Annotated in this window: 13 protein-coding genes and 1 pseudogene; 6 read left to right on the forward strand and 8 right to left on the reverse strand. The window is 67.2% G+C overall.

Annotated features, from left to right (window positions below; translation table 11 throughout):
• Positions 1-44: 44 nt before the first annotated feature.
• Positions 45-602 (reverse strand): hypothetical protein, encoded by a 558-nt coding sequence (locus tag FZN60_RS02940; RefSeq protein WP_158870934.1) that lies wholly within the window; start codon positions 600-602, stop codon positions 45-47.
• 644 nt (positions 603-1,246) lie between these two features.
• Here FZN60_RS02940 and FZN60_RS02945 point away from each other — a divergent pair.
• The 5 genes from FZN60_RS02945 to FZN60_RS02965 all read left to right on the forward strand — a co-directional run bounded on the left by FZN60_RS02945 (position 1,247) and on the right by FZN60_RS02965 (position 9,310).
• Positions 1,247-1,507 carry a hypothetical protein gene (locus FZN60_RS02945; RefSeq protein ID WP_158870936.1) on the forward strand — a complete coding sequence of 87 codons (261 nt, stop codon included), beginning with the start codon at positions 1,247-1,249 and terminating at the stop codon, positions 1,505-1,507.
• A gap of 879 nt (positions 1,508-2,386) precedes the next feature.
• The gene (locus tag FZN60_RS02950) at positions 2,387-3,757 is read left to right on the forward strand and encodes an N-acetylmuramoyl-L-alanine amidase (RefSeq protein WP_158870938.1); all 1,371 of its coding nucleotides are present in this window, start codon (positions 2,387-2,389) and stop codon (positions 3,755-3,757) included.
• 114 nt (positions 3,758-3,871) lie between these two features.
• Positions 3,872-6,175: a GDSL-type esterase/lipase family protein gene (locus tag FZN60_RS02955; RefSeq protein ID WP_158870940.1), complete on the forward strand. Its 2,304-nt coding sequence runs from the start codon at positions 3,872-3,874 to the stop codon at positions 6,173-6,175.
• Between the two features lie 206 nt (positions 6,176-6,381).
• Positions 6,382-8,673, forward strand: coding sequence for a hypothetical protein (locus FZN60_RS02960; RefSeq protein WP_210253408.1), 2,292 nt, complete (start codon positions 6,382-6,384; stop codon positions 8,671-8,673).
• 394 nt (positions 8,674-9,067) lie between these two features.
• Positions 9,068-9,310, forward strand: a complete 243-nt coding sequence (locus FZN60_RS02965; RefSeq protein ID WP_158870944.1) for a hypothetical protein — start codon at positions 9,068-9,070, stop codon at positions 9,308-9,310.
• A gap of 788 nt (positions 9,311-10,098) precedes the next feature.
• Here the strand turns inward: FZN60_RS02965 and FZN60_RS02970 are convergent.
• From FZN60_RS02970 to FZN60_RS29255, 6 genes and pseudogenes are all read right to left on the reverse strand, one after another.
• Positions 10,099-10,887 (reverse strand): TfuA-like protein, encoded by a 789-nt coding sequence (locus tag FZN60_RS02970; protein WP_158870946.1) that lies wholly within the window; start codon positions 10,885-10,887, stop codon positions 10,099-10,101.
• Complete coding sequence (locus FZN60_RS02975) at positions 10,884-12,071, reverse strand: YcaO-like family protein (RefSeq protein WP_158870948.1); 1,188 nt, start codon at positions 12,069-12,071, stop codon at positions 10,884-10,886. Before FZN60_RS02975 ends, FZN60_RS02970 begins: the two co-directional genes overlap by 4 nt.
• An 8-nt stretch (positions 12,072-12,079) precedes the next feature.
• Positions 12,080-12,322, reverse strand: a complete 243-nt coding sequence (locus FZN60_RS02980) for a hypothetical protein (protein WP_158870950.1) — start codon at positions 12,320-12,322, stop codon at positions 12,080-12,082.
• Between the two features lie 18 nt (positions 12,323-12,340).
• A complete protein-coding gene (locus FZN60_RS28800; protein ID WP_246726557.1) occupies positions 12,341-13,399 on the reverse strand; it encodes a hypothetical protein in 1,059 nt (352 codons plus the stop codon).
• Positions 13,400-13,648: 249 nt separating this feature from the next.
• Positions 13,649-14,299, reverse strand: a pseudogene (locus tag FZN60_RS29250) (AfsR/SARP family transcriptional regulator); the annotation flags it as partial.
• A 183-nt stretch (positions 14,300-14,482) separates the two neighbouring features.
• On the reverse strand, positions 14,483-15,814 hold the full coding sequence (locus FZN60_RS29255) for a caspase family protein (RefSeq protein WP_369413027.1): 1,332 nt from the start codon (positions 15,812-15,814) through the stop codon (positions 14,483-14,485).
• 528 nt (positions 15,815-16,342) lie between these two features.
• Between FZN60_RS29255 and FZN60_RS02995 the strand changes: the two genes are divergently transcribed.
• A complete protein-coding gene (locus FZN60_RS02995) occupies positions 16,343-18,562 on the forward strand; it encodes a bifunctional diguanylate cyclase/phosphodiesterase (RefSeq protein WP_246726560.1) in 2,220 nt (739 codons plus the stop codon).
• 122 nt (positions 18,563-18,684) lie between these two features.
• Here FZN60_RS02995 and FZN60_RS03000 read toward each other — a convergent pair whose 3' ends face one another.
• Positions 18,685-18,927, reverse strand: coding sequence for a hypothetical protein (locus tag FZN60_RS03000; RefSeq protein ID WP_158870958.1), 243 nt, complete (start codon positions 18,925-18,927; stop codon positions 18,685-18,687).
• Between the last annotated feature and the right edge of the window lie 443 nt (positions 18,928-19,370).

The raw sequence follows: 19,370 nt of genomic DNA on the forward strand, positions 1-19,370 counted from the left end.
TGCGAAATGCGCTCCGGGGGACGCCCTCTACGAATGTCAGCATGTCAGAATCCCGTCACGATTGTCGACTGCACCCAGTCGACATTCCTCTCGTTGTACGAAAGCAGCAAGTCGGAATACGGCACTCGAGCTGGACCGCCTCCATGGGCCGGGTCGCAGACATGCAGGAACAGGTCGCCTCCGATCTCGTCCCAGCCCGAAACCAGGACATAGTGGTAGGTGCCGTTACCCCAACCGATGAGGCATACGGCCAGGGACTGCCCATCCACCCGGAGTCTCACGCCGTATTCGGTAAGCGCCCGATCCAGATGGAGACTCATTCCCCCCATCTCCTCCAGGTCGGAGCGGATGTTCCTGGGTTCGTCGAACTTGTCGGGATGGTGCAGGCATTCGTCGTCCTTCAAGATCTCAGCCGCCACCTCACGTTGGCTCCAGTAGGTCTCGGCACCGTAGTTCGAGATGGACTGCAGCGCCGAGACCCAGCACCAGTTGGATAGTTCCTGTTTCTCGATCCAGAAATCGACGATGCGTGCTTCCCTTGCCGGATCCGCAGGTGCGTGCAGAGGCTGGATGCGCCGGGAAAGGGTTCTGAGGATCGGCATACGGGTATCGGCCTGGAAGAGAGGTGAAGGTGCGTGGGCGGCAAGGCAGCGTTCGGCGGATCCGTCTTCTCCGCCTTCGTCCGCAGCACGGCAGGCATTCGGCAGGGCGTGCGATCGGCGGGGGACAGGACATCGATCCCGTCCATGCGATGCTCCTCGCTCGAAGATCAGTGCGGCGCCGCCAAAGGGCCGCGTCCATGGTTCGCCGCGGCGAGCTGCTGCGGGCAGGTCATGCAGCCTCTCCTCCAGCCGGAGCTAGACCGGGCTCATCGTGCCGACCCCGCCGTCGGAGATCATTCGCACGCCAGAAGCAACCGTCGCGACGTCACCTGATCATCGAGTCCTCGATCGCGCGTTTCCGAGGCGCGCTCCCCTCGCGAGCGAACAAGCCAGACCTGGGATCTAGGTGGCGCCCCGTGACGGGACCGTGACGGTCTTCGACGAGGAGCGAACATGAGGGCGGCCGCTCGACCAGGCCATGTCGCCGACACTCCGCGAAGCCGAAATGGCTTCCATCCGGGGCATTGGACGGAAAGGCCGACGAAGATGCCGTGCCGGCGTCCACGTCTTGCCTCGTCCGCGCCGCGTCGACCGCAAGCACGAGACCGCCGGTCGTGCGAGAGCGGGCCGGACGAAATCGAGGGATGGCGTTCCGAGCTGCGGACGGGGCGCCGAGCGTATCCAGCATCGAGTCCTGCAGCGACGGGACCGTCAAGATCGGCATCGAGGGTGCAGGTGAACGGTTGGCCGACATGCGCGACGACGTCGTCGTGCTCCATCCACGCGACGCGAAGTTCCAGACCCGGCAGCTCCAGCTGACCAGAACGATGGCGGCCGTCGCGGACGGCCGCCACGCTCCCGACGTCTCGAGCCATCGGGCGACCTGCCGCGTCGGCGCCGACTGACGTCGGACCGGTCCTCGGAACCCCTTCGCTCCACAAGGACCGGATCACATACGACGAAGATCCGAAAGCCGGCCACCGACGTCCTGCGCGCCCGCAGCCTTCAGCGACGTGCAGAGGACGGACCGGCCACCGGCATCGACCGACAGGGCCGAGCCAGGCGTCATGGCGGAGGCCGATCTTGCTTTCGTCATGGCAGCAGGATCGCCCACTCGAAAGCCTGGCACCATCGTCTTCGCGCAGAGAGGTTCGGCACCCGAGCGCGAACCGACCCGGCCGGCGTCTCGAACGTGGCTCCCGGCCTTGGGGTGATGAACGCAGCAGCGTCTTGGCTGGCGGATCGGACCTGAGTACGGCGCAAGCAGCGCGAGCTCCGACACCTCCTGACAGCTCGTCACGATCCTGTCACGACGACGATGCCACGATGCTCTGCAGCATCTCAAGTTCGATCATTCGACCGCCGCAGTCAGCCACCACGTATTTCCATCTGGCCGAACTCCGTCCTCTCGGATGCCTGAAATGCCATCATGCCCAATGCAGGAAATACAACCTCCGACGTAGCTTGCCGATCGTCCGGCGGCGCACGTCCGACGTTTGCATCGATGTCGACTGCACGCGCCGATCGCAAGGCGGCGCAAACGTCCTCGCCTGGTCTCTCGACGATCATGCCGTCGGGCATGCCTGGCATCGCATTCCTGCGTGCCTGCCTGCCACTCGGCGTCGCCCGCTTCCCGACACGAGGGAAGAGCTACGGCAGCCAGTCACGACGGCAAGGCCGCGAGAGGGGGTAGTCGAATGGTCGGCCCATTCGGGGATCGACGTTCCTGGGTCCTGTAGATCGTCATCGGCCCTCAACTTGTCTGCGCCTCAAGGGAGGATGTCATGGCCACCGTCGTCATCGATCCGGGACATGGGGGCCAGAGCGCCCTCGGCGGATCGAGCGCCAACAACGCAGTGGGTCCGGCAGGCACGCTCGAGAAGACTCTGACGCTCGACGTCGGTCGCCGCCTTCGATCGCTTCTTCAAGGACGCGGCCATACGGTGATCCTGACGCGCGACGGCGACAACAACCTCGGGCTCCGTGACCGTGCCGCGGTCGCCAGGGACAGCGCGGCGTCGGTCTTCCTGTCGATCCACTTCAACGGGTCCGTCGGCCACAATGCGCAAGGCACGGAGACCTTCGTGCACACGCAGCATCGTCCGGCCTCGGCAACGCTGTGCCGGGTGGTCCAGCCCAAGCTCGTCGGGGCCACCGGCCTCTTCGATCGCAATCGGAGTCACGGCGGCGTCAAGACCCAGGCGCTTGGCGTGCTCCAGCCGTCCGGTCATCATCCCTCTACGGCATGCTGCCTCGTCGAGGTCAGCTTCCTCGATCGTGCCGACGAGGAGCAGCGTTTACGGCAGACCGACTACCGCGACCGCATCGCCGTCGCCCTCGCCGACGGCATAGGAGCCTACCTGGGGCTTGGGGCCAGCTTCGCGCTGGCCGACGACGAAGAGCTGGAAGACGGCGTGGAAGTGGCCGCGGTCGAGGCCGGCCTGACCGTCGAGGAGATGAATGCCGATCTGACCAGGAACGCCGTCGGCATGCCCGGCGCGGAAGGCATCCATCCCATGCAGGGATCCGCCGCTCCGGACCGCCTCGGCGAGATCGCGTCGAAGATCCTCGAACCTGTCGGCACGGGCATCGACTCGGGCGAATTCAGCGTCGAACCCATCGGAAACGGATTCGACCGGGACACCTTCCACGATGTCCCGACCGCTCGCGCCCGGCTTGCCGAAGCGTTCGCCGGAGCGGCGCTCGAATCCTTCGACTACGAGTCGTTCGACGACTTCGTCAGGCAGCTCCGACTACGGCATTTCAGGTCGATCGAGTTCCTGTTCCTCGGCAGCGGCAATCAAGCCGGCAACTGCCGCGGGAAGAACTCGTTGCCCCCGAAGGAACTCTGGGGCAACCTCCGGTCCACGGCGCTCATGGTGGACGAGATAAGGGAAAGGCTCCAGGCGCCCATACATCTTCTGTCAGTCTATCGCAGCAAGCCATACAACTCCTGCATCGGCGGCGAGAGCGGAAGCCTGCACATGCGCTTCAACGCCATAGATTGGACTTGTCCGCAGAAGCCGATCGGGGAATGCTGGCAGGTCGCTCGCGAGGTTCGCGACACGGCCGACACCTTCACCGGAGGCATCGGTTTCTATCCCGACCGTTCCTTTGTCCATATCGACACCAGGGGCGCAACCGCGGACTGGTAGATCCCGAGGCGGTCCGGCCGGCGCGGCGGAGTTCCCGGCATATCCTCATCGGTGGATCGCCGGATCGGCGCCTTCCGAGCAACCGACGTCAACTCGCTTCTCCGGATCTCGAAGATGAACGACGTGGCCCCGCACGCCCAGCCGATCCCAGTCGCGGAACTTGAGCGCATGCTGCTCGATCCGACGGTTTCCGACGCCGAGATCCGTCCATATCTCATGTCGGACGACACGCGGAGCTCGACCTTCGTTCCAAGCGTGCGTGTCAACCCGTCGATGGTTGTCGGTCCCGGTCCGAGCGAAGGCGTGCGTCCGCAGTCGGCGCTCGTCCTCAATTCCCTGAACGCCATCGATCGCTGGCGGCGTCATCAGCGCTATCGCCGGAAGATCGCGGGATGGACGGGCCCCAGGATCGTCAGCGAGGGAGACTCGTGGTTCCAGTATCCCTTTCTTCTCGACGACGTAGTCGACCATCTTCAGGATGCGTTCGCCGTCTTCAGCCTGGACGGGGCCGGAGACACGCTCGTCGACTATCTCAAGCAGGATGAACTCGTCGGAGCGGTGCTGGCGGAGCGGCCCGACGCGGTCCTGCTGTCGGGCGGAGGCAACGACCTGCTCGGCGCGGGACGCCTGAAGCACGTCGTCGAGCCCCACCGTCCTCGTCATGCCGCTCAGGACCACCTTCGGGAGGCCTTCGACCGCCGACTCTCCGAGGTGCTGGACGACTATCGAAGGCTGCTGTCTCGCCTTCGGGCGGCCGCGCCCTCGACGCCGGTCTTCATACACGCATACGATCATGCGATCCCGCGGAACGGGCGCTGGCTGGGGCGGCCGCTGAACGACATCGGCGTCGCCGACCCGACGCTGCAGCGCGAGATCGTCCGGCTGATCGTGGACCGCTTCCACGACGGCCTCGCGAGGCTGATCCGCGATCCCGCCATCGGACCCCGGGTGACCCTGGTCGACTGCCGCGGCGCCGTCGCGGACGGCGACTGGTACGACGAGCTCCACCCCGACGACGAAGGTTTCGGCGTCGTCGCCGGACGCTTCCGCACCGCGCTCGGCGCCGCGCCGCAGCCGGCAGGCGGTCTCGCGAACCCATCCGCATCGCCTCGGTCCTTCCATGTGCCGCAGGCGGACGCGAACCCGGAGGACGCCATCGGGCCGCAGGCGGTGGAACTGGCTCGCCGTCATTCCGACGCGGTTCTCTATCGGGAGCTGGGACGCCTCATGATGCTGGCGACCTCTCCGGCCGCGCCGCCGGCGAACCGGCTCTCCGCGCTGCAGGTCCTTCTTCCCGCCTCCAGCGTCGACGGCTCATCGGACTCGTCCTATCTTCTGGGAAGGCGCGTCCTGGCGCGGCTGCACCGCGAGCTCCACGCGCTGTCGTGCGGCTCGGCCGAGGCCGACAGATCCGATCGGACGAGACTGCGCGAGGCATTCGGCCTCGGATCGGGAGCGCTGGCAGGCTGCTTGGCGGGCATCCTGGCGGGAAGCGCGTTCGCGCTTCCGGCAGCGGCGGCGACGGTCGCGGCGGCTCTCCTCACGAAGCGCTTCCTCGCCGCCACCTTGGACGAGACCTGCGAGGTCTGGAGCGAGCAGCTCGCAACCGAGGGCGCAGGCATGCCGGCAGGGATCGCCCGCGGCGCCGCCGCCATCGCTGCGGCAACGGCCGGCGCAAGTTCGAATTCGCCAAGAAGAGGGATGACGACGATGAGCGGAAATGAACATCGCTTCTGCAGGTGCCTCACGCGCGACGACCTGTCCGCGGCGGGGCGTCGGGTCGCCGAGGGCCAGAAGGCGGCGGTGCTCGACGAGGCGAAGTGGAGTAGCGGCGCCTTGCTTCGCGTCCGGTTCCTCGAGGGTTCGCAACCGCTCCGCCAGCGCGTCCGGCTCGTCGCCGAGGAATGGGTGGCCTCGGGAATGGCGAACCTCCGCTTCGAATGGATCGACGACGGCGACGCCGAGATCCGCATCGCCTTCCGGCAAGGGGAAGGATCCTGGTCGTACCTCGGCACCGTCTCCCGGCAGATAACGGACCAGGCGGAGCCGACGATGAACTACGGATGGCTGACCGACGCGTCCGGCGACGAAGAGGTGCGCAGCGTGGTCCTGCACGAGTTCGGTCACGCGCTCGGGCTCATCCACGAGCATCAGAATCCGAAGGGCGGCATCGTGTGGAACGAGCCCGCGGTCGTCGCCGACCTTTCCGGTCCGCCGAACAACTGGACCATGGACCAGATCCGCTTCAACGTCCTCGACCACTACGATCCCAAGCGGGTGACGGGGAGCGAGATCGATGAGGATTCGATCATGATGTATCCCATCCCGGAGTCCTGGACGGTGGGCGACTTCTCGACCGGCTTCAATGGCGAGCTGTCGCCCACCGATCGTGAGATCATCAGACAAGCCTATCCCTGATCGAGAGGCGCGGACGGGAGCCAGCCATGGACGAGGACGGCCTTTCCGACGACCATGCCATCGTCATCGGGATCCGTCGCTACCCGACCCTAGGCGACGCCCCGCTCAGGGCCATGGATCTCGAGGCGCCGGACAGGGACGCCCAGTCGATCGCATCCTGGCTGGAGAGCCCGGATGGCGGCCGCCTCAGGCGAAAGAACATCCACATGATCCGCTCGGCCGATTACCCCGACCCGTTCGACGACGATCCCAAGCCGGTCGAGACCGATGTCGTCAAGGCCTTCGAGACGGTGTTCGGCAAGCGCGACCCCTCTAAGGGCGGCCGCGTCGGACGGAGGTTCTATCTATACGTCAGCGGTCACGGCTTCGGTCACGTCAGAGGCAGGGGCGCGCTCTTCACGGCGAATGCGACCGCGGTGAATCGCAGCCACGTCTTCATCGCCAGCTATTTCGACTGGATCTACAACGCCGCGTTGTTCGAGCAGCACGTGCTGTGGTTCGACGCGTGCTCGACCCGGGAACGGCTGGAGATGCCGCAACCGGTCAGCCTGCGATCGATGATCGCGCCCAACGCGCACCAAGGGCGGATGATGATCGCCTACGCGGCTCGGTTCTTTCTGAAGGCGGTCGAGACGACGGTCGAGGGCGAGCCGCGAGGGATCTTCACGCATACGCTCGTCCGGGGGCTGAGCGGTGCGGCGGCAGATCCTTCCACCGGTGCGGTGACGACGGCTAGCCTGCGGAACTACCTGATCAACAACATGCGGCGACACATGTCGCTGGCGCAACTCGCCGATCCCGACGTTTCCAACGAGCCCGATTTCGGCACGGTCGACGACTTCGAACTGGTGCCGCCCAGCGGCTCGCCGACCGCGGGCATCGGCGACGAAGGCGATCCCGCCGGACCGAGCCTTCGACTTGCCATCGCATGCACCGATCCCGCGACGGAGATCTTCGTCGTCGACGCACACGACCGGCTGGTCGCACGACGGCTGAGCGGAGCCGAGGTGTCCCTCCCGCCAGCCGACTACACCATCCGAGCGAAACTCGGCCGAGCGGAGTGGCAGGGCACGGTCACGCTCCGCGCCGACACGACCGTCCGGATCCCCAGCATCGGCTTCGCCTCGGCCGTGCCTCTCGATGGAACCGCTCGGGCCCACGAGACGCATGCCGTGGCCCTGTCCGGCGCTGCTGGGGCGGCGGAACCAGGTCCCGGCGTAGGTGCATCGCTGATGGTGCTGGCACGCTGGTGGACGGCGAGCGAGCCCCGCCAGGACCTCGAGCTTCCCGCACCGCAGGCTGGACTCGAGCTGCATCATCACGGCGGGTCCCACGCCTTCGATCTGGCCGAAGGGGCCGACGAAGGCGATCGTGAAAGCGACCGCTGGGCGAGACGTGACGTGGGCGTGGATCCAGGTCTCCACAGGCTCGCGCTGAAGACCGGCAGCGAGCCGGCGGCGCTGACCGTCACCGCGCTCGAAGGATGGCAGACCAGGGTCGCCCTTCTCTACGAGCCGGCGTCGACGGTCGGCTCGATCCCGCGCGGTCAGCGGCTGGCAGACGTCTCGATCCAGATGTGGCCGATGGATGCACCGATCAACGACGAGGCGATGCGCTTGGCGGAAGCTGCCCGAATGGCGCTCGCCGACGAGCAGGCGATCATGTCTCGCGAGCTTCTCGAGAAGACCGAAGCCAAGTTTCGAAATCCCATGATGGGCCTTTACGCGCTGCACCTGATGCTGCTGCTCGAGCGGAAGGAAGCGCAGGATCAGGCGCGAAGGCGTCCCGTGCCGTCTCCCGGGCTGACACCGGACCGGCCGGTCCGGTTCGAGCGCGCTCTCTTCGACGAGACCTTGGCCGATACCATGGCCATGTTCGGCGAGGACCATCCCGATGTCCGGGCGATACGGCTGGCGGCGGGGCATCAGGCCGGTAGGATGCCTGTCGGGATGCCGCCGATGCTCTGGCGAAGCTGGGCAAGCCTCGTCGAGGCGAGCAACGCGAATCCTCGGCTCGTCCCCGTCGATCTTTGGGAACGCGTCGCGGATCAGACCCTGCACCGCCCACTCATGATCTGGGTGCGCCGCTCGGCAGCCGCCGTCGCGGGCCGCGGGAAGAGCCGAAAGGTCGCGGGGATGCTGGTACAGGCGTCGAGTGCCTCCGTCCTCGACCGTGTCGCGGCTCCGACATCGTCACAAGCCGATCGACCCGGACCTGCAGCGGCGGTGGATGCAGCCGCTCCGGCGATGCCGGTCATCGATGCCGTGCAGCCGGAAGGCTTGGGAACAGGTCGCGTCGCTGCCTTCCCGACGGACGGTCCCGACGCTGCGGATCCTCCGGATGTGCGCCTCGGCGCAGATGGACATCGACGGACGGTCGGATCGCCGCCGCCTTCGCGGATGCCGGCGGTCCTTCTGAGCGATGACGAACGACGGCGGCTGACGCTGGAAATGGGCGTGCCGCGCTCGGTCGTCGAATGGGCGCTCAAGAAGCTGTGACCTGGCCGACGCAGCAGGGGGAACGGGAGCCGTGGCCGTGACCCTCCGCCTCGATCGAGGCCGGCTGATACTCGGCGAAACCGTATCCGTCTCCTTCCAGCGGGCATCGCGGAGCGGCACGCAGTCCAGTTCCCGGCGGAAGCGGCTTGGCATGGAAGGTGGGCAGGCCGAACCCGTGGAATGGCGCAGCCTCGGCTTGGCGCCGCTTCACCCCTGCAGCTCCCCGTCCTCCGGAGGTCGAGAGGATCGTCGCGACAAGCGAAGCTTCACGGCATGCCTGATCGAACGGGAAGCTCTCTGGCTCGGCGTCCACGCCCTGGATCGGGCAAGGAGCGAGCAGGTGCGCGTCGCCGTGTTCGCCGGCATCGAGGGACGGTCACGGACCACCCGGGCCATGCGCACCCTTCTCCCGGTGCCGCCCGCCTTCGCGCTGACCGATCCCGCCGCGGCCGCCTCCGCTCCGCCGATCGTCCCGCCGCGCCTGTTCCATGCGCCATGCGGCCTCGTCGTCGCCGTGCGCAACGCGCACGCTCGGCTCTTCCTGCTCGCCCCGGACGACTTCACGGAGACCACGGCCGCATCGCCGCCATCGGAGATCGATCCGCGCGCCGGATATGGCGGGTGGAGGCTGCCGTAGGCTTCGGCCGGCGCAGACCGCCGGCGTCGACCTTCCCTGCCGATCCGCCGATCGAGGATGCCGTCCGGCACGGAAGTTCGGCCGGTTCGCTGCGTTCATTCGGTGCGAAGGCGATGGGTGGCGTCGATCCGATCCGCTCCTGGCGGCGCAGCGAGGGTGAGGCGCTCGGGGAAGCCGCCGCTCGAGAGGCACCTCGTCTCGGCCTACGGCCGGTGATCCGGATCTGCGCTCCTTGCAACGCCGTCGAGCCTCGTCCGATCCGTTGCATCCTTGCCGGAGGGCGGCTTCGTTGCGGAGAAGGGGTGAAATCAAGGCTCCTCGACACGGATGGCTGCCGAACGGACGAGCCCTGCATGTTCCTTGCGGGATGCGGCATCGAGACCGCGGGTCGGGATCTGCAGCCCTCCCGGGACGACGGGCGAACGCCCTTCCAGGATCTCGCGCACGCCCGACGACGCTCCAGCCGACGCCAGCGGAAGATGCGCCCGACCGGAGGAGGCCCCAGGACCGCGCCCTCGAAAGGACCTTCGATCTTGTCGGTGTCCGGGACGGCGGCCGGGCGGAACGCCGGGCTGGCAAGTCCGTCGATGCGCGGGAAGGACCTTGTGCCGGCATTCGGCACGACGAATGCGCTTCCACGATCGTCCGGACATTTCCCCCGCTCGACGTCGCTCGTCCGGCCTCTTCCGACGCGCGGGCGTTCCGATGGTCTTCGTCCAGGGCTCCGTCCGCTCCTCCGCCGAAGCGTCCGCCATCGCGCCGCAGGCGCGTTCCTGCCCCTGACCCCGTCACCGAAGCGTGACGGTCGACGCTTCCCCGAACCGCGCCGTCGTCGGGCCGGCGACGATGCCCATGGATGGCCTTTCACCTTCGGCGCGCTCAAGCGAGCGCCTCCACGCCGGCGTCCGGGACAACGTCCACTCGGCCGCGTCCACGCGCCGGACATCGGGCGATGCGGCCACGGATCGTGCCAGGAGAATGGCGTCCCGCCGCTTCGGGCCGCTCCGCCGCCGCACCAGGGCGAGAATGGCGGCCGCACTCGTCGGATCGACGTCCGCCGCCGCGAGGAGCGCCGGCCATGTGCGTTCCTTGAAGAACATGGCCCTCGCCGCCTCCAGGACGGACGCCGCGTCCCGGGCATCGAGGAGCCCTGCCCCGTGCAATGCCTCGACCATGTCCTGACAGTCGACCAGCGCGACCGTCAGCGGCATGAAGTCGAGCTCCGCCGGTGCGTGGAGCTGCGCGACGGCGGCGTCGTCGTCGAGTTCGCCCTCGACGTAGCGCCTGGCGACCTCTCCGACCGCGACCATCCCGAACTCGCGGCATTCGGCGGCCCTCAGCGCTCCCATGGAGGCCGCACCGAGGACCGACACGCCCTGGGAAAGCGCGAAGAGGATCTCCTTGTGCCAGACCGCCGCGACCGTCTCGAACAAGCCGTCCGCCAACCCTACGACGTTCGCTCCCGCGAGGACCGCGGCTTGGATGTCGCCGTGCGCGGCGGGAGGGCGCCGCACGAGGTCCGCAGGCAGGTCCCCGACGCCGTGGAGGCTCGGTCCGGCGAACAGGACCTTCGTCACAGCCCAAGCATGGCGTTCATGGCGCGCGCTCCCGGTCGCCAGTGATGGTTGGCCGGACGGTCCTCCAGCTGCGGCGCGAAGATCCGGACGACGCGGATGCCGGCCGCCCCTCCTCCGAGTTCCACGACCGGCAGGTCCGTGACGCCGACGCGAGCGAGACGCGCCTTGACGATGGCCAGCAACTCCCCCGGCGTCGCCTCTGCCCTCCCGCAGGCATCCGGCGGGGCGCTCTTCCCCTCCGCCTGCGGCAATGCGGCATAGAATTCCAAGCCCTGTCGAAGCGGCTCGCGGTACTCCTCCGGGTCCAGGTCGTCCCGGGCTCCGGAGATGTTCGTGACGCGGGTCTGCGCCGCCTCCGTTATGGCCCGGACGGCCGCGTGCGAGGCGACGGGATGGCAGCCCGTCCCGGCCGCGAGGTCGAACTGTGCCCGAACCCGGCGACCGGCTTCGCTCAGCACCGCCTGCACGACCGGAACGCCGAGATCGGTCGTCAGGTCGAACAGCCGCAGCTCGAACCCGGCGCTCCTGATCCGGCCCGCCAGGGACTCGACGGCCTCGCTCCCGAACGATGCCGCGTTCACCAGCGAGGCCGCCAGCTCGCTTCGGGACCTGAATGCCCGGAGCGTCGTGGCGTCGCGTTCGACGAGTTCGCAGACGGCGTGGAGCACCGCCTCGTCCATGTCGTTCCCCGACGCGAGACCGTTGGAGGAGCGTGACATCCCCCCGAAGACGTCGCAGGTGTGATCCAGCCTCGCCGCCTCCAGCGGCACCCAGACGAGGCCGCCGTCGAGGAGCTGCCGGCCCGGCAGCCAGGCAAGATCGTCGGCCTCGGGCAACGCCGTGCCCGGAGGCATGAGACGGGTCGGTTCGTGGATCCGCTCGCCCGCGGCCAGGAGACCGCTCCTCGTCGCGATCCGCGCTTGCGCGTCCGGCCGCTCGGCGACTGCGTACTCGACGGCCTCCATCACGGCGGAGGCCATCGCGGAAGCGTCGTCGATCCCCTTGCCCTGGTTCACCGCCAAAGTCATCGCGTTGGGGCGCATCGCCGCCCATACCGGTATGCCGATCCTGTCGAGACCGGTCTGTCTCGCCAGCCGGGTGATGCCGTATCTGGCGAAGTGCGGCTTGACGCGCCGGACGGTGTCGGCCGGATCGCGGATGCGCCCGCCGAAATGCAGGCGCATGCCGCCAGTCACGCGTTCCCTGAGAACTGCCGGCTGGTCAGGTCGGCGGTGGTCGGCACCGCCACGGCGACGTCCACGTCCTTGACGACCGAGAAGCCGTGTCCGCGCATGTTCTCGATCGTGCTGGCGGTTCCCTGGTCGATCCCTCCGGAGCCCGAGCCTCCCGAGAAGGGCTGGACCGTTCCCTTGTCCGTATCCACGATCCAAAGCCGCTTCGGATCGCCCCGCTGACCGATGATGAAGATCGTCATGTCGTCCTTCTCCTGTCCTCACCTGAATCCGGCTTCGCTGAGAGCGCTGGCGTAGTGCGCCACGTGACGTTTCGACCGCAGCGGTATGGTGGCGATCCACTCGTCGATCCGGAAGTTCGGCTGATCCTCGAGCGCCATGGTCGCGAAGACCGCGGCTTCGTCGCGTCGTCCGGCCTTCGCGAGGCAGGCCGCCTTCAGCCTGAACGCCGGCTCCGGCCGCTTCATCCTGCCGAGCTGCGACAACGCGCCCTCGTAGTCCTCCAGGAAGAACAAGGCGCCGCCCGCCGTCCAGAGGTAGTCGTCCGGCGGAAGCGGATTGAGTTCGATGGCCTGCTCGATGCGTCGCAGGGCGGGCATCATCTCGGAGCAATGCGCCAGCGCGTTCGCATGCTCGGCCAGGATATCGGCATGATGAGGCGCCAGGCGCTCCGCGCGGGCGAAGCCATCGGCAGCCTCGCCGAAATCCCCGAGGAACAGGGTCGCGCTCGCCAGCTCCCGGAGCGCCTCGCCGCTGAATGGATCCATCTCGATCGCACGCGAAGCGATGCTCAACGCCTGGCGCAGGAGGACCTGATCGGGCCTGGCGAGAAGCAGCCACTCGAGGATCAGCGTCCTGCAGATGCCGTTGAGGGCGGGCACGAAGGCGGGTGCCCTGTCCGCCGCCTGGGCGAACGCCTTGCGCGCCCGCCGGACCTCCGGCAACCCGAGCGCACGCAGGTGTTGCCGTCCCAGTAGATAGAGATGGTAGGCGTCCGGGCGGGGAGCGGCCTCGAAGCGGGAAAGCTCGGCACGCTCCACCCCGCTCGCCAGTGCGTCGACGATCGATCGAGTGAGCTCGCGATGGTGCTGCTCCGGCTGGCCTGCGAGGAGGTCGTATTCATCCCCCCAAAGGGTCAGGCGATCCGACGTGCGAATCAGCCTCACGGCCAAGCGGGTCCGCCCGGCGAAGCTGCGGATGCTGGTCTCGCCGACGTAGCGGGCTCCGAAGAGGTCCGACGACGTCCGAGCGGAAACCTGCATGGCGGAATGGGGAGCGATGACCGCTATCGACCGCAACCGGCACAGGCCGAACGTCACGTCCTCGACGAGGGCTTCGGCGAGGCCGGCATGGGCCGGCTCGGCCCAGGCTCCGTCCGGCATGAGGAGACAGAGCCTCGGAGCGACGGAGAAACCCTCCGCGCAAGAAGTCCCGGTGTCGCGCTCCGCTTCCGTCCCGCGGACTCCGGGCTGCTGGCCCACGTTCGCGGCAACCGTACGCCTCAGGACGGCCACGAGTTCGACGGTCTCGGCGTCGGGCTCCGATTTCAGCTCCGACCGGAAACGACGACGCATCCGCTCGTAGGTGGTCTCGGCCGACCCGAGACCGTGCCTGTCGGCGCGGAGACGGATCAGGGCGCGCCAGGCATCCTCGCGGTACGGCTCGATGCCGAGGAGATGGCCGAGGGCCGTCTCGCCTTCCGCTCCCCCGACGAGGCGCGCTCCGGACAGGAACAGCTCGCAACAGCGGTTGCGCAGACGCTCGCGCTGCATGGCGATCCAGGCGTCCAGGGATTCCCCGCAGCCCGCGACGCCTTCGAGGAGGTCGCCTCGGTAGAGCTCCGCCACGTGTCGAAGCGACGTGCCGTCCTGCGGATCGGACAGGCCTTGGAAGACGTCCAGGTCGCAGCAGACATCGTCCCTTGCCGCGACGAGCCGAACTTCGTTCCGAGAGGTCGCGATCAGCCGCGTTCCGAGTTGGGCCTGACGCGCGTTGATGCGCGTCAGGAGCTGACGCAGGTTCTGCAGGGCGCCGGCCTGATCGGCGTCCTCGTACATCCAGCCGGCGAGGACCGATCGGCTGGCCCGGTGGCCCGGCGACAGCCAGAGTATGGCGAGAAGGACGAACGCCTTCTTCGGAAGGACCCTCGCGATCTCGTTCTCGCCGCATCGCAGCGCCGGAGGACCGAGAAGAAGGAGGGAGTGCCGCCCGTTGCCCATCGAGTTCGCCGGATCGCCTGCGTGTCGGTGGCGATAAGGTCTAGCAGCAACCGGAGAGAGCGGCAAAGCGGTGGCCTCGAGTCCCGTCACGCTCCTGTCACGACGGTGGTCGCACGAGCCGGCCTCCGATAGCGGGCATCCTTTGCCCACCCTCCGAGAACAGCTGTTCCACGGAATGCCTGTCTATCGAGCCGTCGTGCCTCCGCATGGGCTCTCCACGCCGGTCGCCAGGACGAACCATCGAGCATGCCGACCTAGGAGAGCTCGTCTTGGGGTGTGGGTCGCCTGCCAAGGCCTGGGGCGTCGATCGGCGACGCTGACGACTATCGTCAGGTCAGCGTCCTCAACAGATCGCCGCGCCGATCGGCGTCGAAGCTGCGCGCCGATGACGGTCACGTCTTCGTCACGCACCGTTTCGGACACCGACCGACGACGGCATCGCCTCCTCCGCGAACGTCGGAGGACTACGATTTGCCGCCGCGAAACAGAGATCCCCAGTCCGGAGTCCCCAGGCCAACTGTCCCGGCACATTGGAGACGGCCTCGTTCCAGGGAGACCGCTCGTTCCGGATGTCCGCTCTGTGAAGGACAACGTGCGAGCAAGGCTGGAGTAGGTCCAGGGTTGCTGCTCGTGGCGATGGGCCACGACGTCTTGCGACACGCGCCGGAAGCATTCATCGACGGTAAGGTCATGATCCAGAAGCTGTCGACACAGAGAGCTGGAAAAGACACTACCCTGATCCTTGCCTCCATCGCCAGCCGTTCTCGTGGAGCTTGTTGCATAGGCAAGCAGAAGGTTCGGCCAGTCCCGCTCGTCCGCCGCAAGCTCTTCCAGATCGTTCAGCGTACGTCGGACTTCGTCGGGATCGTGCGGCCAGTTTCGACAAGCATCGAGCACGATGATGCGGGATCCAGCACCATTCGTAGCTTCTACGAATGCGTTGAAGCATGTAGCGGTGAAGCGCAGGCGAGCGGCCGTCACAGGGAACTCGGAATCGACCGGGAGGAAGAAGCCGCTGCCATGACGCTCGACAGCATGTCCGGCGAGATAGATCAACGCCAGTTCCGCGGTCTGTGCCGACAGCTTGAAGTCGGCAAGGGCGACGTCGATCGCCGCCTGGTCGGGATCGAGGGCGATCGAGGTCGAGAAGCCGCGTTCACGCAGCGCAGCCGCCACACGACGGGCATCGTCAACGGCATTGGCCAATGCGGCGTCGTGGTAGGCGTTCGCGCCGATCACGAGTGCATGACGTCCATTCATGACCTCGGAGAACCTCCTCATACCGGAATTCACATCGATACCTGCCTCCCTCGCAGGAGGCACGACGTTCATCCCTACCAAGCCCGGCCGTTCATCGACATATGGAGAACGGCGAAAAGCCCCACCCAGTCCCCATCGCGCGGCGGCTTCGCGACCGAGGGAAGCTCGCCCGGCAGAGTCGATCGGCGGAGGGGAGGCGAACGCCTGGCAGCGGCGCAGCCGCTTGACCGATCCTGGTCGATGGCGCCTGACCATCTCCTCGCATACAGACCTCCGAACGGGCAGCCCGTCTGCGGAAGGTCGATCGCTCGCGAAGCAGGACAAGCGTCGCCTGGGGGAACCGAACACGGCGGCGCCGAGGTGTTCCGTCGGGTGCCAACCTGCCGCAGCGGGCTCGTATCCGACAGGATGCTCGACGCGTTCGTCGATCGGGACGCGGACAGCGCTGGGGTGGCAGACTACGTCACCGGCTCCGATCCTCGTTCACCCCTTATCGCCTCATGATCTCGGAAGCCGGCGTTTCGGTGCCTGGCTCGTGCGTGATCCCGGACATGCTGCGCCTTGCGACATATCAACCATACCAGTTGGCAGTTTAATAAGCGGTGCAACCTTAAATATCGCGCCATGTTCTCCTCCACCCTTTCTCGATTGGCCGCAGACCACTCCGTCGCGGCGGTCCTCGCCGCCCTCGTCATCTGTGTGGCCGCCGGCTGGCTGGTCGTTTCCCTGCGCGAGCGAGCGGAGTCGTCGAAAGGCCCGTCTTGCACGCAGTGGCTGATCGGGATGGCCACAGTCGCCGGCCTCGGCGTCTGGACGACGCACTTCATGGCGATGATCGGCTACAGGCCCGACCTGCCGATCGGCTACGGCGGGCAGGTCACCGCCGCCTCGGCGCTGATCGGCATCCTCGCGGTCGGCCTCCCGCTCGCGGCGACCGTCCTCGTGCGAAGCGCCGCGCTGCGGGCCGCCCTCGGCGGAACGGCGGGCCTCGGCATCGGCGCGATGCACTACACGGGCATGCTGGCCCTCTCGGGATGCCTCCAGACCCAGAAGCCGGGGGCGACCCTCGCCGCCTACGGCGTCGGGGCCGCACTGATGGCACTGGGAAGCGGCTCGCGCCGGATCGCGTCCTCGCCTCGTCTGTCCAGCGTGACCTTCACGCTCGCCGTCTGCGGCGCCCACTTCGTCTCGATCGCCGGCACGACCCTTTCCCCTTTGCCGGGTCCGGTCGGGATGCCGGGGGCCAACAACGTCCTCGGCATCTTCACGGCCATGGGCGCGGCGATCCTCCTGATCGGCGCATTGATGACGATCATCGCGGCACGCCGCTTCGAGGCACAGGAGCGAGCTCATTCGACCATCCTCGCCACCGCCCTTCACAACATGTCCAACGGGCTCGTATTCATCGACGGCTCGGGGAGGCTGGGCCTATTCAACGACCGCTTCGTCGACATGTTCGGCTTGGCCGGAGCGGCGCTTCACATCGGAATGAGAGCCGATGAGGTCATCGATTTCGTATCCGCCGCAGCCGGATTGGAGACCGAGCACCAGCGGTCGGCAGCCGGACGCATCGCCGAACGCCTCGAGCCGTTCCGGCTCGCTCCGGTCGACTACGTCCTTCCGAACGGGCGCACCGTGGAGATCGACAGCAATCCCATAGCCAAGGGCGGCACCGTCCTGACCTTCAACGACGTCACCGCCGAGCGCGCCGCCCGCAACGAGATCTCCGAGCTCGCCTTCAACGATCCGTTGACCGGCCTGCCCAATCGCCGCGCCTTCCGGGAGCGGAAGCTCGCCGCCATCGCGGGCGACGCGCCGTTCTTCCTGCTGCTGATCGACCTCGACCGCTTCAAGGCCGTCAACGACACCTTCGGCCATGGCGTCGGCGACAAACTGCTGGTCCACGCCGGCCGCCGGATTCTGGAGGTGGTTGGAGGGTCCGGTTTCGCATCGCGGCTCGGCGGCGACGAGCTGGGCGTGTTCGTCTATGGCGATGCGCAGACGGCCATGGAGATCGCACAAGGGATCGTCCGCACCCTCTCGCAGCCCTTCGTCCTCGGCGAGGTGACCGCGAGCGTCGGATGCAGCATCGGCCTGTGCTCGGGCGACGGCGTCGCGACCCCGGACGAACTCATGCAACGCGCGGACGTCGCGCTCTACGAGGCCAAGCGCCAGGGCAAGGGCCGGGTGGCGAGCTATCGCCCCGGCCTCCTGGAGGCGACCGCGGAACGTCATCGCCTCGAGGCGGACCTGCGCGAGGCGCTCCACCGCCGCCAGTTTCACCTCGCCTACCAGCCCATCATGTCGCTCGAGACCGGCGAGATCACCGGCTACGAGGCGCTCCTTCGCTGGGATCACCCGGTGCGTGGATCCGTTTCGCCGGCCGTCTTCATCCCGGTGGCGGAGGAGACCGGGCTCATCCTCGAGATCGGCCGCTGGGTGCTGGAAGAGGCATGCCGCGAGGCGGCCTCCTGGCCGAAGGGGCGGCACGTAGCGGTGAACGTGTCGAGCGTGCAGTTCCGCTCCCACCTCCTCCCCTCGCATCTGACGGGGGCCCTGGCGCGGAGCGGCCTGCCTGCGCACCGCCTGGAGGTAGAGTTGACGGAGACGGCACTCGTCGAGGATGGACCGACGATCGCGAGAGCTCTGGCCGAGATCCGCCGTCTCGGCGTGAAGGTCGCCATGGACGATTTCGGCACGGGCTACTCTTCGCTGGCCCATCTCTGCGACTTCCCCCTCGACCGCATCAAGATCGATCGCAGCTTCGTTGCCGCCGCCCAGGCCGATCCTCATGCGCACGCGGTGATCAAGGCCGTCGTCGCGCTCGGGCGCGACATCGGGATCCCGACGCTCGCCGAAGGCATCGAGACGGTGGAGCAACTGGAACTGCTGCGAGGGCTTGGCTGCGGCGCCGTCCAGGGTTACCTCATCGGCAGACCTGCGCGTTTTCTCGAGGACGAGAAAGTCGGCAAATTGGTCCTAGGATCCATCTTCGCGGCATGAAACGCGGAAAAGGCGAGGTGCGGGCAAGCGACGAGCCATGAATGGGCAGACAGCTTCGACGCGGATCGGCGATCCATCCGAGATCCTGCGCTCGAGGCATCGTCAGCAAGCGAAGGCAGGACCTAGGCGATCATCCGGTAGCGCAGTCCGATCGCGACGGCGTGCTCGTCCGTCGAGGCTTGCAGGTGGGTGCGCACGCGCTCCATGGCCGCGTCGATGCACGCCCGGTCGGCTCCTAGCATGGACGCCGCCTCTTCGTAGGATTCGCCGTCTGCAACGAGTTGAAGGACGAGTCGGTCGAAATTCTCGAAGAGTCCGCCCTGTCCGCTTCCCATGCTCATTTGGAACCCGACGGAAACGGACACGACGGCCCTCCAAGATCCGCGACTCGGAGCCGACATCTGGAGACGAGAGGTCTTCGCTCTCGATGTGTCGCGAGGCGGGGAACCTCTCACCTGAAGCGGGTGAAATAGAGAAACAGGGCTCCCGATGCATGACCATCCTGCATCAATCGTCTAGTGCAGGCCGATCATAATGCAGCACCACCCAGGCGTGCCGACTTTCACGGCCAGCGCCGAATCCGCAGTAAGCGTCGTCCTCAGGCCGCGGCGGCGAGTTCGGCTTCGGCGTGTTTGATGCGCCAGGGCATCAGCTCGTCGATGTCGCGGTTGGGATGGGTGTTGATCGGCACAGCCGGTCGCCATAGCCAGCATCAGAACGCCCAACAAGTTACAACGCCGATCGGCGTCGAAATTGTTCGCCGATCCACAGGCCGATTCTAAGGTAGGTCGATTTACCGTTAGATGTA

It is taken from the genome of Antarcticirhabdus aurantiaca (assembly GCF_009765365.1).
Taxonomy (GTDB): Bacteria; Pseudomonadota; Alphaproteobacteria; order Rhizobiales; family Rhizobiaceae; genus Antarcticirhabdus; species Antarcticirhabdus aurantiaca.

What these genes read in the sequence shown, in the direction of transcription:
- FZN60_RS02980 (WP_158870950.1), bottom strand. Translation starts at nt 12,322, where the DNA reads ATGACGATCTTCATCATCGGTCAGCGGGGCGATCCGAAGCGGCTTTGG.
- FZN60_RS02965 (WP_158870944.1), top strand. Translation starts at nt 9,068, where the DNA reads ATGCGCACCCTTCTCCCGGTGCCGCCCGCCTTCGCGCTGACCGATCCC.
- FZN60_RS02995 (WP_246726560.1), top strand. Translation starts at nt 16,343, where the DNA reads ATGGCCACAGTCGCCGGCCTCGGCGTCTGGACGACGCACTTCATGGCG.
- FZN60_RS02955 (WP_158870940.1), top strand. Translation starts at nt 3,872, where the DNA reads ATGAACGACGTGGCCCCGCACGCCCAGCCGATCCCAGTCGCGGAACTT.
- FZN60_RS02960 (WP_210253408.1), top strand. Translation starts at nt 6,382, where the DNA reads ATGATCCGCTCGGCCGATTACCCCGACCCGTTCGACGACGATCCCAAG.
- FZN60_RS02940 (WP_158870934.1), bottom strand. Translation starts at nt 602, where the DNA reads ATGCCGATCCTCAGAACCCTTTCCCGGCGCATCCAGCCTCTGCACGCA.
- FZN60_RS29255 (WP_369413027.1), bottom strand. Translation starts at nt 15,814, where the DNA reads ATGGTCAGGCGCCATCGACCAGGATCGGTCAAGCGGCTGCGCCGCTGC.
- FZN60_RS02975 (WP_158870948.1), bottom strand. Translation starts at nt 12,071, where the DNA reads ATGCGCCTGCATTTCGGCGGGCGCATCCGCGATCCGGCCGACACCGTC.
- FZN60_RS02945 (WP_158870936.1), top strand. Translation starts at nt 1,247, where the DNA reads ATGGCGTTCCGAGCTGCGGACGGGGCGCCGAGCGTATCCAGCATCGAG.
- FZN60_RS02950 (WP_158870938.1), top strand. Translation starts at nt 2,387, where the DNA reads ATGGCCACCGTCGTCATCGATCCGGGACATGGGGGCCAGAGCGCCCTC.